This is a genomic window from Plasticicumulans sp., assembly GCF_035331805.1.
In the GTDB taxonomy this organism is placed as follows: domain Bacteria; phylum Pseudomonadota; class Gammaproteobacteria; order Competibacterales; family Competibacteraceae; genus Plasticicumulans.
The window spans coordinates 3,772-20,100 of sequence record NZ_DAOLKE010000029.1 but is presented as its reverse complement, the minus strand read 5'-3'; the positions used below and the strand labels follow the sequence as shown (position 1 = coordinate 20,100).

20 protein-coding genes are annotated in these 16,329 nt (G+C 70.5%); 15 read left to right on the top strand and 5 right to left on the bottom strand.

The genetic code is table 11. From position 1 onward, the window contains the following. From tilS to PKE44_RS03990, 11 genes are all read left to right on the top strand, one after another. A partial coding sequence (tilS, locus tag PKE44_RS04040; protein WP_324548396.1) for a tRNA lysidine(34) synthetase TilS occupies window positions 1–646 on the top strand: 646 nt, incomplete at its 5' end. Further along, on the top strand, window positions 643–2,280 hold the full coding sequence (locus tag PKE44_RS04035) for a CTP synthase (protein ID WP_324548395.1): 1,638 nt from the start codon (window positions 643–645) through the stop codon (window positions 2,278–2,280). The genes tilS and PKE44_RS04035, both read left to right, overlap by 4 nt. Beyond that, entirely contained in the window at window positions 2,277–3,113 is an 837-nt protein-coding gene (gene kdsA / locus PKE44_RS04030) for a 3-deoxy-8-phosphooctulonate synthase (RefSeq protein ID WP_324548394.1), read from the top strand. Before PKE44_RS04035 ends, kdsA begins: the two co-directional genes overlap by 4 nt. Before the next feature lie 106 nt (window positions 3,114–3,219). Further along, window positions 3,220–4,512: a phosphopyruvate hydratase gene (eno, locus tag PKE44_RS04025; RefSeq protein WP_324548393.1), complete on the top strand. Its 1,293-nt coding sequence runs from the start codon at window positions 3,220–3,222 to the stop codon at window positions 4,510–4,512. Between the two features lie 81 nt (window positions 4,513–4,593). Then, window positions 4,594–5,055 (top strand): cell division protein FtsB, encoded by a 462-nt coding sequence (gene ftsB / locus PKE44_RS04020; RefSeq protein ID WP_324548392.1) that lies wholly within the window; start codon window positions 4,594–4,596, stop codon window positions 5,053–5,055. Further along, a complete protein-coding gene (gene ispD, locus PKE44_RS04015) occupies window positions 5,052–5,750 on the top strand; it encodes a 2-C-methyl-D-erythritol 4-phosphate cytidylyltransferase (RefSeq protein ID WP_324548399.1) in 699 nt (232 codons plus the stop codon). The genes ftsB and ispD overlap by 4 nt, the downstream gene beginning before the upstream one ends. A gap of 73 nt (window positions 5,751–5,823) precedes the next feature. Then, window positions 5,824–6,192 (top strand): hypothetical protein, encoded by a 369-nt coding sequence (locus tag PKE44_RS04010; protein WP_324548391.1) that lies wholly within the window; start codon window positions 5,824–5,826, stop codon window positions 6,190–6,192. Between the two features lie 95 nt (window positions 6,193–6,287). Then, window positions 6,288–6,770, top strand: coding sequence for a 2-C-methyl-D-erythritol 2,4-cyclodiphosphate synthase (gene ispF, locus PKE44_RS04005; RefSeq protein WP_324548390.1), 483 nt, complete (start codon window positions 6,288–6,290; stop codon window positions 6,768–6,770). After that, the gene (gene truD, locus PKE44_RS04000; protein WP_324548389.1) at window positions 6,767–7,828 is read left to right on the top strand and encodes a tRNA pseudouridine(13) synthase TruD; all 1,062 of its coding nucleotides are present in this window, start codon (window positions 6,767–6,769) and stop codon (window positions 7,826–7,828) included. The genes ispF and truD overlap by 4 nt, the downstream gene beginning before the upstream one ends. Before the next feature lie 51 nt (window positions 7,829–7,879). Next, on the top strand, window positions 7,880–8,605 hold the full coding sequence (locus tag PKE44_RS03995; RefSeq protein ID WP_324548388.1) for a class I SAM-dependent methyltransferase: 726 nt from the start codon (window positions 7,880–7,882) through the stop codon (window positions 8,603–8,605). 4 nt (window positions 8,606–8,609) lie between these two features. Further along, window positions 8,610–9,713: a glycosyltransferase gene (locus PKE44_RS03990; RefSeq protein WP_324548387.1), complete on the top strand. Its 1,104-nt coding sequence runs from the start codon at window positions 8,610–8,612 to the stop codon at window positions 9,711–9,713. Between the two features lie 9 nt (window positions 9,714–9,722). On the opposite strand, the gene PKE44_RS03985 is transcribed toward PKE44_RS03990, so the two are convergent. Next, complete coding sequence (locus PKE44_RS03985) at window positions 9,723–10,268, bottom strand: Smr/MutS family protein (RefSeq protein WP_324548386.1); 546 nt, start codon at window positions 10,266–10,268, stop codon at window positions 9,723–9,725. A gap of 119 nt (window positions 10,269–10,387) precedes the next feature. Here PKE44_RS03985 and surE point away from each other — a divergent pair, with 119 nt between their 5' ends. The 4 genes from surE (at window position 10,388) to rpoS (ending at window position 13,876) form a co-directional block, all read left to right on the top strand. Next, the gene (gene surE / locus PKE44_RS03980) at window positions 10,388–11,137 is read left to right on the top strand and encodes a 5'/3'-nucleotidase SurE (protein WP_324548385.1); all 750 of its coding nucleotides are present in this window, start codon (window positions 10,388–10,390) and stop codon (window positions 11,135–11,137) included. 67 nt (window positions 11,138–11,204) lie between these two features. Then, window positions 11,205–11,849, top strand: a complete 645-nt coding sequence (locus PKE44_RS03975) for a protein-L-isoaspartate(D-aspartate) O-methyltransferase (protein WP_324548398.1) — start codon at window positions 11,205–11,207, stop codon at window positions 11,847–11,849. Between the two features lie 135 nt (window positions 11,850–11,984). Further along, window positions 11,985–12,665, top strand: a complete 681-nt coding sequence (locus tag PKE44_RS03970) for a peptidoglycan DD-metalloendopeptidase family protein (RefSeq protein ID WP_324548384.1) — start codon at window positions 11,985–11,987, stop codon at window positions 12,663–12,665. A 149-nt stretch (window positions 12,666–12,814) separates the two neighbouring features. Then, window positions 12,815–13,876, top strand: a complete 1,062-nt coding sequence (gene rpoS / locus PKE44_RS03965; protein ID WP_324548383.1) for an RNA polymerase sigma factor RpoS — start codon at window positions 12,815–12,817, stop codon at window positions 13,874–13,876. 20 nt (window positions 13,877–13,896) lie between these two features. Here rpoS and PKE44_RS03960 read toward each other — a convergent pair whose 3' ends face one another. The 4 genes from PKE44_RS03960 to PKE44_RS03945 all read right to left on the bottom strand — a co-directional run. Next, window positions 13,897–14,271: an Mth938-like domain-containing protein gene (locus PKE44_RS03960; protein WP_324548382.1), complete on the bottom strand. Its 375-nt coding sequence runs from the start codon at window positions 14,269–14,271 to the stop codon at window positions 13,897–13,899. Window positions 14,272–14,407: 136 nt separating this feature from the next. Next, the gene (locus tag PKE44_RS03955; protein WP_324548381.1) at window positions 14,408–14,833 is read right to left on the bottom strand and encodes a DUF393 domain-containing protein; all 426 of its coding nucleotides are present in this window, start codon (window positions 14,831–14,833) and stop codon (window positions 14,408–14,410) included. Between the two features lie 12 nt (window positions 14,834–14,845). Then, a complete protein-coding gene (locus PKE44_RS03950) occupies window positions 14,846–15,319 on the bottom strand; it encodes a DUF2269 domain-containing protein (RefSeq protein WP_324548380.1) in 474 nt (157 codons plus the stop codon). Beyond that, window positions 15,319–16,329: SDR family oxidoreductase (locus PKE44_RS03945; RefSeq protein ID WP_324548379.1), on the bottom strand; the 1,011-nt coding region annotated here is incomplete at its 5' end. The genes PKE44_RS03945 and PKE44_RS03950, both read right to left, overlap by 1 nt.

Here is a 16,329-nt window from a genome sequence, read left to right as displayed (position 1 = left end):
GCAGGCGCTGTCGCCGGCACGGGCGCGGGCGGCGCTGCGGCTCTGGATCGAGCGGCTCGGGCTGCCGCTGCCGCCGGCGGCACGCCTCGACACCGTGCTGCGTGACCTGCTGCCGGCGCGCCGCGATGCCGAGCCCTGCGTGTGCTGGCCGGGCGCCGAGATGCACCGCTTCCGCGAGCGGCTGCACGTGTTCGCGCCGCTGCCGGCGCTGCCGGATGCGCTTTGTCTCGACTGGCCGCCGGAGGGCGGGGAAATCAGCATCGCCGGCCTCGGCACGCTGGTTTGGCAGCCGGCAAGCGGGGCCGGCCTCGATGCCGCGCGGCTCGCCGGCCGGCGCGTGACGCTGCGGCTGCGCCAGGGCGGCGAGCGCTTCCGGCCCGCGGGCCGCCGGCATGCGCAGGAGCTCAAGAAGCTGCTGCAGGCCGCCGGCATCGCACCGTGGCTGCGCGCCCGGCTGCCCCTCCTTTATATCGACGAGGAACTGGTCGCGGTCGCCGGCCTGGGCATCGCCGAGGGCTGGCTGGCCGGACCCGATGCACCGGGTCGGGTGCCCGCGTGGCAAACGCAGGCGCCATCCAGTACCATGCCGCGCTTCGTTGCCGCCCCTCTCGGTGCCCGCGAAGCGGGCCTGGAACACTTCCCATGACCCGATTCATCTTCGTCACCGGCGGTGTCGTCTCCTCGCTGGGCAAGGGCATCGCCGCGGCCTCGCTTGCCGCGATCCTCGAAGCGCGCGGGCTGCAGGTCACGATGATCAAGCTCGATCCGTACATCAACGTCGATCCGGGCACGATGAGCCCGTTTCAGCACGGCGAGGTGTACGTGACCGAGGACGGCGCGGAGACCGATCTCGATCTCGGCCACTACGAGCGCTTCGTGCGCATGACCGCCACGCGGCGCAACAACTTCACGACCGGCCGCATCTACGAGAACGTCATCCGCAAGGAACGACGCGGCGACTACCTCGGCGGCACCGTGCAGGTGATCCCGCACATCACCGACGAGATCAAGCGCTGCGTGCGCCTCGGTGCCGGCAACGCCGACATCGTCATGGTCGAGATCGGCGGCACGGTCGGCGACATCGAGTCGCTGCCCTTCCTCGAAGCGATCCGCCAGCTCGGCGTCGAACTCGGCCGCGAGCGTGCGCTGTTCATGCACCTGACGCTGCTGCCGTACATCGCCACGGCCGGGGAGCTGAAGACCAAGCCGACGCAGCACTCGGTCAAGGAACTGCGCTCGATCGGCATCCAGCCCGACATCCTGCTCTGCCGCTGCGAGCACGAAATCCCGGCCGAGGAGCGGCGCAAGATCGCGCTGTTCACGAACGTCGAGGCCAAGGCGGTGTTCAGTGCCGTCGACGCCGACACGATCTACCGCATCCCGCTGCTGCTGCACCAGCAGGGGCTCGACGATGTGGTCTGCCAGAAGCTCGGCCTGCGCGCCGACCCGGCGAATCTCGACGAATGGACGCGCGTGGTCGGGCAGATCGAGGCGGCGCGCGGCGACACGATCGAGATTGCGATGGTCGGCAAGTACGTCGATCTCGCCGATGCCTACAAGTCGCTGAACGAGGCGCTGTTCCACGCCGGCTTCCACACCGGCCACAAGGTCGCGATCCGCTACATCGACTCCGAGCAGCTTGAACGCGAGGGCACCGGCTGCCTGGCCGGCATGCACGCGATCCTGGTGCCCGGCGGCTTCGGCGAGCGCGGCGTCGAAGGCAAGATCGCCGCGGTGCGCCATGCGCGCGAGCAGCGCATTCCGTATCTCGGCATCTGCCTCGGCATGCAGGTCGCCGTCATCGAGTACGCGCGCAACGTCGCCGGCCTCGAAGGCGCGCATTCGACCGAGTTTCGCAAGAACGCGACGCATCCGGTCATCGCGCTGATCACCGAATGGACGAACCGGGAAGGTGCGGTCGAGCGTCGCTCCGAGGAATCCGACCTCGGCGGCACGATGCGCCTCGGCGCCCAGCCGGCACGGCTGGTCGAGGGCACGCTGGCGCACCGCGTCTACGGCAAGGACGTGATCGTCGAGCGCCATCGCCACCGCTACGAGTTCAACGACGGCTACGTGCCGGTGCTGGAGAAATCCGGCCTGCGCTTCTCGGGCTTCTCGCAGGACGGCAACCTGGTCGAGATGATCGAGCTGCCCGATCACCCGTGGTTCCTGGCCTGCCAGTTCCATCCCGAGTTCACATCGACGCCGCGCTACGGCCACCCGCTGTTCCGCGCCTTCGTCGAGGCGGCGGTCGCGCACCGCGAGGGCAAGCTCGCATGAAGCTCTGCGGATTCGAGGTCGGCCTCGACCGGCCGCTGTTCCTGATCGCCGGCCCCTGCGTGATCGAATCGCGCGAGCTGGCCTTCGACACCGCCGGCCGCCTCAAGGAGATGTGCGCCGCGCTCGGCATGCCCTTCATCTACAAGTCGAGCTTCGACAAGGCCAACCGCAGCTCGCACGCGAGCTACCGCGGGCCGGGGCTGGAAGCGGGGCTCGCGATCCTCGAAGCCGTCCGGCGCGAGCTCGACGTGCCGGTGCTGACCGACGTGCACGAGGACACGCCGCTCGCCGAGGTCGCCGCCGTCGTCGACGTGCTGCAGACGCCGGCCTTCCTGTGCCGCCAGACCAACTTCATCCAGGCGGTCGCGCGCGCCGGGCGCCCGGTCAACATCAAGAAGGGCCAGTTCCTCGCGCCCTGGGACATGAAGAACGTCGCCGACAAGGCGCTCGCGACCGGCAACACGCAGATCATGGTCTGCGAGCGCGGCGTCTCCTTCGGCTACAACAACCTGGTTTCCGACCCGCGCGCGCTGGCCGTGATGCGCGACACCGGCTGTCCGGTGGTGTTCGACGCCACGCATTCGGTGCAGCTGCCGGGCGGGCAGGGCACGAGTTCCGGCGGCCAGCGCCAGCACGTGCCGGTGCTCGCCCGCGCCGCGGTCGCCGTCGGCGTGGCCGGGCTGTTCATGGAAACCCATCCGCAGCCCGAACAGGCGCTGTCCGACGGCCCGAATGCCTGGCCGCTCGGACGCATGCAGGGCCTGCTCGAAACCCTGGTCGAACTCGATGCGCTGGTGAAGCGCCGCGGCTTCGACGAAAACGATCCGGGCTGATTTCCCGGCAGGTTTCAGGATTTCCCCCGATATCACCATCCCCGGCCGGGCGACGCGCAACCGCCGCGAACCCGGTGTTTCCGACAAGACAGCAGGAGAAGTGACGATGTCCGCGATTCAATCCCTGATCGGCCGCGAAATCCTCGACTCGCGCGGCAACCCGACCGTGCAGGTCGAGGTCGAGCTCGCGAGCGGCGCGCGCGGCACGGCCGCCGTGCCCTCGGGGGCCTCGACCGGCACGCGCGAGGCGATCGAGCTGCGCGACGGCGATGCCGGGCGCTACCTCGGCAAGGGCGTGCTGAAGGCCGTCGGCCACGTCAACGGCGAGATCCTGAAGGCGGTGCGGGGCATGGAGGCGGCCGATCAGGCGGCGCTCGATGCGCGGCTGATCGAGCTCGACGGCACCGCCAACAAGGGGCGCCTGGGCGCCAACGCGCTGCTCGGCGTGTCGCTCGCGGTCGCGCATGCCGCGGCCAGCGAGAAGCGCGTGCCGCTGTACCGGCACATCAACCCGGATGGCCCCTACGTGCTGCCGACGCCGATGATGAACATCCTCAACGGCGGCGCGCATGCCGACAACTCGGTCGACATCCAGGAATTCATGGTCATGCCGGTCGGTGCGCCGAGCTTCTCGGAAGCGCTGCGTTGCGGCGCCGAGATCTTCCACGCGCTGAAGAAGGTCCTGAACGGCCGCGGCCTGGCGACCGGCGTCGGCGACGAGGGAGGCTTCGCGCCGAACCTGCCGTCGAACGAGGCCGCGCTCGAAGTGGTCATGGAAGCGATCGGCAAGGCCGGCTACCGCGCCGGCGATGACGTGATGCTCGCGCTCGACTGCGCCAGCTCCGAGTTCTACAGGAACGGCCGCTACACGCTCGAAGCCGACGGCAAGGCGTATTCGTCGCTCGAATGGGCCGGCGTGCTCGCCGATCTCGCCGGCCGCTATCCGATCATTTCGATCGAGGACGGCATGGATGAATCCGACTGGGCCGGCTGGGCCGAACTGACCCGGCTGCTCGGCGAGCGCATCCAGCTCGTCGGTGACGACCTGTTCGTGACCAACACCGAGATCCTGCAGCGCGGCATCCGCGAAGGCATCGCCAACTCGATCCTGATCAAGGTCAACCAGATCGGCACGCTGACCGAGACGCTGAACGCGATCCGCATGGCCGATGAGGCCGGCTACAGCTCGATCAGCTCGCACCGCTCCGGCGAGACCGAGGACACGACCATTGCCGACCTCGCGGTCGCGACCACGGCGCGTCAGATCAAGACCGGCTCGCTGAGCCGCTCCGACCGCGTCGCCAAGTACAACCGGCTGCTGGTCATCGAGTCACAGCTCGGTGCCGATGCCGTCTACGCCGGCCGCAAGGCCTTCCCGCGCAAGCTGAAGCTGGGCTGAGCCCGCGGCTCTCCGGTGCGCACGCCGCCGCGCGTGCGCACCGCCTGATTTCCCCCGTTTTGCAGGTTCGATCGGCCCCGAATGCGCCTCTTCCTCGCTGCCCTGATCGCGCTGCTGCTCGGGCTGAATTACCTGCTGTGGATGACCGACGACCGCGGGCTGCGCCAGATGCGCACGCTTGAACGTGCGGTCGCCGACCAGAAATCCGAAAACACCGAACTCGCCGATCGCAACAAGTCGCTGGAAGCCGAAGTCCGCGATCTCAAGCAGGGCAATGCCGCGATCGAGGAGCGGGCCCGCACCGAACTCGGCATGGTGCGCGGCGACGAGACCTTCTATCGCATCCTCGACGAAGCCCCGAGTTCGCCGCCCTCGGCGCTGACCAAACCCGGCACCGCGATCCACGCGCGGCCGCAGGCTCCGTCCGCGCCCGCCGCCGTGGCGCCGGCCACTCCGAAGCCCGATGCGAAACCCGCCGCGAAACCGGCCGTCCCGCGCCCGCCGGCTTCGAAACCGGCGCCCGACAGCGGCCGGCCCGACTGATGGCGCGCTGCTTCGCCATCGTTCCGGCTGCCGGCGTCGGCAGGCGCATGGGCGCGGCGATCCCGAAACAGTACCTGCCGCTCGCCGGCCGCTGCGTGCTCGAACACACGCTCGAACGCCTGCTCGCCGAGCCGCGCATCGAGCGCATCGTCGTCGCGCTCGGCCCCGAGGACGGCTGGTGGCCGGGCCTGAAGCTCTCCGATCCGGCACGCATCCGGCGCGTCAACGGCGGCACCGAGCGCGCCGATTCGGTGCTGAACGGTTTGCGTGCGCTCGAAGGGCTGGCTGGGACCGATGACTGGGCGCTGGTCCACGACGCGGCACGCCCGTGTCTGGCGGCCGAAGACCTCGGGCGGCTGTTCACCGCCCTCGCCGACGATCCGCTCGGCGGCCTGCTGGCGGTGCCGGTGCGCGACACGATGAAGCGCGCCGCGGCCGATGGCTGCGTCGAGCACACCGTCGAGCGCGAGCGGCTCTGGCATGCGCTGACGCCGCAGATGTTCCGCTACGGACGGCTGCGCGATGCGCTGGAAGCGGCCGCCGCGGCCGGAGCGGTGATCACCGACGAGGCCTCGGCGATCGAGCGCGCCGGCCTGCGGCCGCGGCTGGTCGAGGGCCGCGCCGACAACCTGAAGATCACGCGGCCCGAGGATCTGGCGCTCGCCGCGTTCTTCCTGGCCGCCGGACGCCCCTGAAGGCCGGCACTTCCGCCCGGGAGCCTGTCGAAGCCTGCGACGCACGCGCGTCACACCTTCCACGGGAGCCATCATGAAAATCACCCTGAACCTGCGTCCGCTCATGCTGGCGGGCGGGCTGTCCGTTCTGGCGCTGGCCGGCTGTACCACGGTCGTGCGTCCGGGGCCGGCCGTCGTCGAGCGCCCGGCACCACGCCCCGTCGTCGTCGAGGAGCGCGTCGAATACGTGCGCGAACGGCCTCCGCCACCGCGTCGCGAAGCCCGGCCGTACCGGCCTTCGCCGAACGCCGACTGGGTGCCGGGGCGCTGGGTCTGGCGCAACGGCTGGGACTGGCAGCCCGGCCACTGGGAGAACCGCCCGCAGCCGCGTGCCCGCTGGCAGGCGGGTCACTGGGAGTCACGGCCTTCCGGCTGGATCTGGGTCGAGGGCGGCTGGCGCTGAGTCCGCCTCGACCGCACGGGGCGCGCGGGCTTGGTCGCGGCTCGCAAGGCGCGCTACGCTGCGCGCCCCGTAGCGGCCAGCCCGAGGAACCCGCGATGCGCATCGGTCACGGTTTCGACGTTCACGCCTTCGGACCGGGTGATCACGTCACGCTCGGCGGCGTGCGCATTCCCCACACGCACGGGCTCATCGCCCATTCCGACGGCGACGTGCTGCTGCACGCGCTCTGCGATGCGCTGCTCGGAGCCGCTGCGCTCGGCGACATCGGCCGGCACTTCCCGGACAGCGACGAGCGTTACCGCGGCATCGACAGCCGCCGGCTGCTGCATCGCGTCGTCGAACTGATCCGCACCGAGGGCTACGCGGTCGGCAACGTCGATGCGACCCTCATCGCCCAGGCCCCGCGCATGGCGGCGCACATCGAGGCCATGCGCGAGCACATCGCCGCCGATCTCGGCGTCAACCGCGATGCGGTCAACGTCAAGGCGACGACCACCGAACGGCTCGGTTTCACCGGCCGCGGCGAGGGCATCGCGGTCGAGGCCGTGGTGCTGCTGGTCGAGGCGGCGGTGCTGTGAACATCGCTGCCGACGAACTGCCGCATGCCCACGGCCGGCCGCCGCTCTGCGGCCGCATCCGCTGCGCGCCCGAGGATTTCATCGTCATCGAGGAGCTTGGCTGGCAGCCGGACGGCAGCGGCGAGCACGTGTTCCTGTACGTGCGCAAGAGCGGCCAGAACACCGACTGGGTGGCGCGCCGGCTCGCCGAAGTCTGCGAGGTGCGCGCCGACGCCGTCAGCTACGCCGGGCTCAAGGACCGCCACGCCGTCACCGAGCAGTGGTTCTCGGTGCAGATGCCGGGGCGCGAGGCGCCGATGCCGTGCGGCTTCACCGGCAGCCGCGGCATCGACGGCGTCGAGGTGCTGGCCGTCACCCGCAACAGCCGCAAGCTGCGTCGCGGTGCGCTGGCCGGCAACCGCTTCCGCATCGTCGTGCGCGAGCTCGACGGCCCGCCTGCCGCCGTGCTCGATCGCCTGCCGGCCATCGCCGCCCGCGGCGTGCCGAACTGGTTCGGCGAACAGCGCTTCGGCCGCGACGGCGGCAATCTCGAACGCGCGCGGCGGCTGCTCGCCGGCACGCTGCGCGAGCGCGACCGTCACAAGCGCGGCCTGTACCTGTCGGCGGCCCGCTCGCACCTGTTCAACCGCTATCTCGCCGCACGGATCAGCGATGGCAGCTGGGATCAGGCGCTGCCGGGCGAGGTGCTGATGCTCGACGGCAGCCATTCGGTGTTCGCGTGCCCGCAGCCGGACGCAACCATCCTGGAGCGCCTGGCCCGGCACGACCTGCATCCGAGCGGCCCGCTGTGGGGCGCCGGCGAATCGCTGGCGACGGCGGCGGCGCTGGCCGGCGAGACGGCGCTGGCCGCGGCCGAGGCGCAGCTCTGCGCGGGACTCGCGGCCGAAGGGCTGAAGCAGGAGCGGCGCGCGCTGCGGCTGGTGCCGGCGCAACTGCATGGCGAGGCGATCGGCGGGGATGCCGTGCGGCTCGACTTCAGATTGCCTGCCGGCGCCTACGCGACGACGGTGCTGCATGAACTGGTCGGTAATCCGGAGGCGCAGGACGACATGCTATAAACCCGGCGTACCGGTGCGACCGGTCCTGTCAGCCCCGGAGAATCCACGCAGATGATGACCGCCGCCGCGGGAACCCTTCTGAATCGCGAGTCGGCCTATACGACGCCGCGCGCTGACGTTTCCGCCCTGGTGCCGCGCGAGGCCATGCGCATCCTCGATGTCGGCTGCAGCAACGGTGCGCTCGGTGCCAGCCTGCGCGCCGAGGTGGCGGGCCGGCGGGTCGTCGGCATCGAACTCGACGCCGGCTTCGCCCGTCAGGCCGCGCTGCTGCTCGATCGGGTCGAACAGGCCGATCTCGATGCCTTCGACTGGTCGGACGGTCTCGGCGACGAGCGCTTCGACTGCATCGTGTTCGCCGACGTGCTCGAACACCTCGTCGATCCGCAGCGCCACCTGCGCGGCGCGCTGGAGCGTCTCGATGCCGGCGGCTGCATCGTGCTCAGCCTGCCGAACATCCGGCACGTCTCGGCGCTCGCGAGCATCTACGGTCATGGCCGGTTTCCGCGCCGTGACCGGGGCATCTTCGATGCGACCCACCTGCGCTGGTTCACGATCGCCGACGGCCGCAGCCTGCTCGCCGATACCGGTCTGCAGATCGACGCCGAGGGCTTCGTGCTGCGTGCCGGGGATCGCGGGGGCGGTTTCCTGAACCGCATGCTGAACCGCCTGCCCGACGCGCTGCAGCGCTGGGCGCCGGTGCGCGAGTTCCTGACCTACCAGTTCAGCCTGCGTGCGCGCCGTCCGGCGGCGCTGCCCGAAACGGTCCCGATGTCCTGACGCGATGAGTGCTTCGGGCAGGCGGATCGGTTTCGTGCTGTGCTCGGATGCGGCGGCACCGCTGCCGAGCACGCGCATCTCGGTGTTCAACGTGCTGCCGGCGCTGCGTGCGGCCGGCTACGATCCCCGGATCGCCTTCGCACCGCCGCAGCCGACCGAGCGTCCGGACGTGAGCGGGCTGGCGGCGCGCCTGATCGCCGACGGCATCGACATCGCCTACTTCCAGAAGGTGCACGGCCCCGGCGTGCGCGCCGAGATCGAAACCCTGCGCCAGGCCGGGGTGCGCACCGTCTACGGTGTCTGCGACCGCATCGACGATGACATGGTGCGTCTGACCGACGCGACGGTCATCGTCACCGACTACCTGAAGCAGCAGCACGCCCCGGAACTGCAGGCGCGCATCCACGTCGTTCACGACGGCATCGAGCACCCGGAGGTCCGGTGCCGGGAAGACATCGCCGCCGGCGACGGCCGGCTGCGCGCGATCCTCGTGACCTCGGGCTCGCCCGAAACCGTGCCGGTGCTCGGACGGCCGCCGCGCTGGCTGGCGCTGACCGTCGTCGGCCAGTATCCGGAGCGCGAGACCCCGCTGCAGGCGCTGCGCGCGCGCCTGCGCCGCGTCCGCCACGCGCCGCCCGGCGAACGCCTGGAGCGGCTGCGCGGCTACGCATTCACGGCGCGGGCCTGGCAGCCGCAGCGGGTCTACGAGGATCTCGCAGGCGCCGAGATCGGCATCATTCCGGTCGACATGCGTCCGGACCCGCTGCCGGGCCGGCAGGTCTCGTACTGGCAGGTCAAGTCCGAGAACCGGCTGACGCTGAAGATGGCGGCCGGACTGGCCGTGGTCGCGAGCCCGGTGCCGAGCTATCTCGACATCATCGAGCAGGGTGTCAACGGCTACATCGCCCACTCGCGCGCCGACTGGCTGGCAGCCCTCGACGCGCTGCGCGATCCGCAGCACCGGCACAGCGTCGGCGCTGCGGCCCGGGCGAGCGTGCTGCAGCGCTATTCGATCGACGAACAGGCGCGCCGGCTCATCGCCGTGTTCGACGGTCTGCGCGGCACCTCGCAGCCGGCCGGCGACGCAGCGCTGTTACGAATGCCGTAGCTCCGGGTCTCAGCGGCTGCGCAGCAGCACGTACAGCGCGCCGGTGCCGCCGTCGTCGGGCCGGGCCGAGCAGAAGGCCAGCACGTCATCGCGCAGCCGCAGGTAGACGTTCAGCTTCTGTTTCAGCACCGGCCCGAGGTGGCGCGAGCGGTTGCCCTTGCCGTGCACGATGCGCACGCAATGCACGCGGTCGCGCTGCACGAGGCTCAGGAACGCATGCACGGTCACGCGCGCCTCGGCCCAGGTCAGGCCGTGCAGGTCGAGCTGGGCGCCGAGGCTGTACTGACCGCGCTTGAGCTTGCGCAGCACGCCATCCTGCACGCCTTCGCGGCTGTAGCTCAGGTGCTCGCCGGTTTCGAGATCGGCCGGCTCGAAGTGGTCCGAGACCATGTCGCGCAGCACCTGCTTCTCGTCGGCGAGCTTCTGCAGCGGCAGCGGCGGGCGTGGCGCGCGCCAGGGCTCGACGAGATCGCAGCGGTGCGGCTCGATCGGGCCGATGGCCTGACGGAAGGCTTCGACCTCGTCGGCGGGTGGTTCAGGGCGGTCGGCAGGCATCGGGCGGGCGTTTTTGACTTTGCCGGGGCGATGTGTCTTTGATACCGGCCGGTTTGCGCCGCCGGCAAGGCTGCGTGACATGGGGCAGGGCTGCGGCGCGCGGACGGGGTGAGCGGTCGATGAGGATACTCGTCAGCAACGACGACGGATATCTGGCACCCGGCATCCGGGCGCTGGCGCAGGCGCTCGCCGGAATCGCCGAGATCACCGTGGCCGCGCCGGACCGCAACCGCTCCGGGGCCAGCAATTCCCTGACGCTCGACCGGCCGCTCAGCGTCGTTCGTCATCCCGATGGTGTCTGGAGCCTCGACGGCACGCCGACCGACTGCGTGCACGTGGCGCTGACCGGCCTGATGGAGCACGAGCCGGACATGGTCGTCTCCGGCATCAACGCCGGGGCCAATCTCGGCGATGACGTGCTGTATTCGGGTACGGTCGCTGCGGCGATGGAGGGGCGCTTCCTCGGCCGGCCGGCGATGGCCGTGTCGCTGTGCGCCTACGAACCCGATCATCTCGACACGGCCGCGCGCGTAGCGCTGCATCTGGTCGGGCGGCTGTGCCGCCAGCCGCTGCCGGCCGACACCATCCTGAACGTCAACGTGCCGGCCGTGCCGTGGAGCGAGCTGCGCGGCTGGCAGGTCACGCGGCTCGGTCACCGGCACAAGGCCGAGCCGGCGGTCTGCACCCGCGATCCGCGCGGCCGGCCGATCTGGTGGATCGGTCCGGCCGGCGCCGAGAGCGACGCCGGACCCGGTACCGACTTCCAGGCGATCCGCGAGCACTGCGTGTCGGTGACGCCGATCCAGGTCGACCTGACGCGCCATGCCGCGCTCGATACGGTCGCACGCTGGCTGGATGCGCCGGCTTGATCCCGGCCATGGCCGCTCGCCCGTGGACGCAGCCGTGAGCCGCCCGGACGCCTTCCGCGGCATCGGCATGACCTCGGCCCGCACCCGCACCCGGCTGGTCGCGCGGCTGCGCGAGCAGGGCATCGACGATGAGCGCGTGCTGGCGGTGATGCGGGAGACGCCGCGCCACCTGTTCATCGAGGAGGCGCTGGCCAGCCGCGCCTATGAGGACACCGCGCTGCCGATCGGCCTCGGCCAGACCATCTCGCAGCCGTACATCGTCGCGCGCATGACGCAGGCGCTGCTCGCCGGGCGCGAGGCGCTGCCGCTGCGGGTGCTGGAGATCGGCACCGGTTCGGGTTATCAGAGTGCCGTGCTCGCCCCGCTGGTCGGGCAGGTCTACAGCGTCGAACGCATCGAGCGCCTGTCGCTGCGCGCGCGCGCGCGGCTCGCGGCGCTGGGGCTGCGCAACGTGCATCTAAAACACGCCGACGGCAGCATCGGCTGGCCCGGCTGCGGTCCGTATGACGGCATTCTGGTCACCGCGGCGGCCGAACGGCTGCCGCCGGCGCTGCCGGAGCAACTCGCGACCGGCGGGCGGCTGGTGGCGCCGCTCGGTCCGGCCGGCGGCGTGCAGGAACTGCTGATCGTCGAGCGCAAGGCGATCGGCTACGAAACCCATTCACTTGGCGCCGTCGTGTTCGTGCCGCTGCTCGCCGGCGTCCAGCCCTGAACCCCCAGCCTGCCGGACATGCCCATGCCGTTCTTGCTTCACCGCTACCGTGCGCCCGTGACGCGGGCGCTCGCCGCCCTGCTGCTCGCCGGCTGTGCGGCCTACGGTCCCGAGCGACCGTCCGAATACGTGGTCGTGCGCGGCGACACGCTGTATGCGATTGCCTGGCGCTTCGGCATCGAACGCAATGATCTGGTGCGCTGGAACGGCATCACCAATCCCGACCGCATCCTGGTCGGCCAGCGGCTCGTGCTCGCCCCGCCCGAGACCGGCGCGCCGGCGATGCGCAACGCCGGTCCGGTGGTCGTCGCTGCCGAAGCCCGGGACAGTCCGCGCAGCACACCGGTGCGCAGCGCGCGCGTGCCGCGGCGCACGACAGCCGGCGTCGCCGCGGCACGGCCGGTGGCTGCACGCGCATCGGCCGATGACGGCGATGATTCGCTCGCGCGCGGCCCCTGGCGCTGGCCGGTGCGCGGCGAGCTGCTCCGCCGTTACGATGCCGACGGCCCCGGCCGCAAGGGCATCGAGATCGGTGCCGGTCTCGGCCAGACCGTGAGCGCCGCGCAGGGCGGGGAGGTCGTCTATAGCGGCAGTGGACTTCCCGGATATGGCCGACTTATCATCATCAAACATTCCGAATCCATGCTCAGCGCCTATGGATTTCTCGGAAAAATCCTTCTGAATGAGGGTGATAAGGTCCGCGCCGGTCAGGCGATCGGCGAGGTCGGCACCAGCAGCGAGAATCGTCCGGCGCTGCATTTCGAAATCCGCCAGAACGGCCGGCCGGTCGATCCCCTCCGCTATTTGCCGGGTTGAACTTCCTGACCGTCCACCCCGACAATCGGGTCGGGGGGCGGCGGATTGCGCCTCGATGACGCAAGGCCGGCTGAAGCCTGCGCAGATAAAGATTAAGAAAAGGACATATTCCCCACCACCAGAGCCGAGCAGGGTGTCAGGAGGTTTCCATGCCGCGTCGTACTCCCGATCTGGGCGGATTTACCGAAGAACCCGAAGCTTTTGCGGTCGTCGAGGAGGAAGAGGAAACCTTGCTCGATACCGATGAAGCCGGTCCCGATGCTGATGACGTTGCGGCCGAAGCGCTGGTCGAGGCCGGTCTGGATGAGGCCGAGCCGGTCGAGGATGACGAGCGCACGCTCAGCAAGACGCCGCTGTACGGCAAGGATTTCAGCCAGGACGAACTCGATGCCACGCGGCTGTATCTCGGCGAGATCGGCTTTTCGCCGCTGCTGACCGCGCAGGAGGAAGTCTATTTCGCGCGCCGGGCATTGCGTGGCGATGAAGCCGCACGCAAGCGCATGATCGAAAGCAATCTGCGTCTGGTCGTGAAGATTTCTCGCCGTTACATGAATCGCGGCCTGACGCTGCTCGACCTGATCGAGGAAGGCAATCTCGGCCTGATTCACGCCGTCGAGAAATTCGATCCCGAGCGCGGATTCCGGTTTTCGACCTATGCGACCTGGTGGATTCGCCAGACCATCGAGCGCGCGATCATGAACCAGACGCGCACGATCCGGCTGCCGATTCACATCATCAAGGAAATCAACGTTTATCTGCGTACGGCCCGACAACTCGCGCAGGCACTCGATCACGAGCCCTCGGCCGAGGAAATCGCGCAGTCGATGGACAAGCCCGTCGACGAAGTCAAACGCATGCTCGGCCTGAATGAACGCATCGCCTCGGTCGATACGCCGATCGGCAAGGATGAGGATCGTTTCCTGCTCGATGCGATTCCGGATGACAACAATCCGGATCCCTTCCAGGTCCTGCAGGATGAGGATCTCAATACCAAGCTCGAATACTGGCTCGGCCAGCTGAACGACAAGCAGCGCATCGTCGTCGAGCGCCGTTTCGGGCTGGGCGGCAAGGAGCGGGCGACGCTGGAGGAAGTCGGCAACGAGATCGGCGTCACGCGCGAGCGCGTGCGCCAGATCCAGATCGACGCGCTGCGGCGGCTGCGCAAGATTCTCGAAGCCGAAGGCTTTTCCGAGGACGTGCTGTACGGCTGAGGGCCGTCGCGGGCTCCGCTTCAGATCATCAGCAGTGCCGCCACGGCCCGGCGGCCTTCCGCGACCACGATGTTGAAGGTGCGGCAGGCTGCCGCGGTATCCATCGCATCGACGGCAATGCCGGCTTCGGTCAGCGCCCGCGACAGGCGCGGATGCGGAAAACGCTGGCGCGCGCCGGTGCCGAGCAGCACCAGTTCGGGCTTCAGCGCCAGCAGCGCCTCGAAGTGCTCCGCTGCCAGAGCCTCGAAACCCTCCGGACCCCAGTCGGGCAGCAGCGCGTCGGGCGCCAGCGCGAAGCTGCGCGTCAGGCGCTGCTCTGCATCGACGGTGACGTAGCCGGGACCGTAATTGCGGATCAGGTGGACGTTGCTGTCCTGGTCGAGCGCAAGACGCATGGGCGGCCTCCTCGGATGGCTGGGCGGGGATCGCCGGGGCCTACGATGCCGGCGACCGGGCCGGCGACTCAAGCCGGTCGACCCGGTTTTCGATGCCCGCCGCTGTCCTGGCGTTCCACCGGCTGCCGGGTGCCGGTCAGCGCAGCCGGCAGCTTTCGCTGTCGCAGGGGCGGCCGAACCGCCGGCCGAGGCCGATGCGGTGGCGCGCGAAGCAGCCGTACAGACGGTCGAACAGCGGGCGCAGCAGCGGCCAGCCGGTCGGCGCCACCAGCCAGCCGAGGCCGACCGCACGGTACGCAAGGCGGAACACCGCCATGCCGACATGCACCTGGCCGCCGGCATCGAGCAGATGGATGCGTTCGAGCAGCCGCGCGCGCGCCGGCAGCGGCGCGGGAGCGTGAAAATCCACCGGCGCCACGTCGACATAATGCAACCGCCGGTGCCGGTCATGGCGCTTGAGCCAGCGCACTTCGGCGCGGCAGATCGGGCAGTCGCCGTCGTAGAACAGCGTCAGGGTGGACGGGACAGCCGGGCTGTCGGCTTGCGGATCGTTGCCGTGCATGTGTGGGCTCCTTCAGGCCCCGAAGCCGGGGCGGTTGACCATCAGCCAGAAGATCAGCACGACCGCCCCGAAGGCCGGCCAGCCGAGGACGAACCAGAGGCACAGGCAGTGATGCCAGCGTGCCGGCAGCGGCTGCTGCAGACGCGCGGCGTCACGGGCCAGATCACGCAGCCGGTACTGCAGCCAGACCACCGGCAGCCAGCAGGCACCGGCGAGCAGGTACAGGCCGTAGCTCGCCTGCAGCCAGCCGGCGTCCAGCGGATGGCCGGCCGTGCGCGCGAGCAGCCAGCCGCTCAGCGGCTGGAACACGACGGCGGTTGCCGTGAACAGCCAGTCGGCGAGCACGACCTGCCGGGCGACGAAGGCGAACTGCGCGGCATCGCCGTGACGTGCGGCGCGCCACAGATAAAACGCGCTGCCGAGTCCGGTGCCGAACAGCAGCGTCGAGGACAGCACGTGCAGGGTCTTCAGCGTGCCGTAGTCCATCAGTCCGGCTCCGCGTGCAGCGCGAGCTGGCCGAGCAGTGCCAGCAGCGCGAGGTTCTTGACGATGGCGCCGAGCGGATCGGCGAGCAGGCCGGGCAGGCCGACGGCAGCGATCGCGCCGTACAGCGCGACGATCGCCGCCTGCGCAGCCCACAGCCGGCGACCGGCTGCCGGGTGCAGCGTCAGCAGCGCGAACGCCAGATCGAGACCGGCGCCACCGAGCAGCAGCAGCCAGGCGAGCGGGCCGTGGACACCGAGTTGAGCCAGCAGCGCGAACCCGGCGGACCGGCCGCCTGGCAGCAGCGAAGCCAGTCCGCCGGCGGCCCAGATCAGCGCCAGCGCTGCCCGCGCCAGGCCGGCTGCGAGCCCTGCGGCGCTTTCCGCACGCTCGGCACTCTGGTGTTCGCCGGCTGCGAACGCCGGCACCGGTCGCGGCGGCCGGTCGAGCAGCGCCGTCAGCGCCGCCGGATCCCCGGTGTTGCCGCGCAGCAGCAGCGTCAGCGTTTCCGGGCAGAGCGGCTGCGTGCGCCAGGGCGCCAGCCAGCGGGCTGCGAGGCGCAGCAGCCCGACCGGCACCGGCAGCACTGGTGCCGCTGGCAGGCCGAGGCCGTGGCGCAGTGCGGCGAGGTAGGCGCGCAGCGTCAGCGGCGCGGGGCCGACCGCTTCGATGATGCCGCCGGGCGGGACGGGCGCATCGGGCTGCAGCAGCCGGCAGACCGCCGCGCACAGATCGGCGACGTGCAGCGGCTGCAGGGGCTGGCGGCCGTCGCCCGGCAGCGGCGTCAGCGGCAGCAGGGCGAGCCGGCGCAGCCAGCCGGTGCTGCGGCCATCGACGCCGTAGACCAGCGAGGGCCGCAGCACGACGCCAACCCCCGGTGCGAGCGCGAGCAGGGCCTGTTCGGCCGCAGCCCGGCTGCCCAGAAAGCCGGCATCGACGGCCTCGCCGGCGCCGAGCGCCGAGATCAGCACGATGCGGCGGATGCCGGCGCTCGCTGCCGCAGCGCCGGCCAG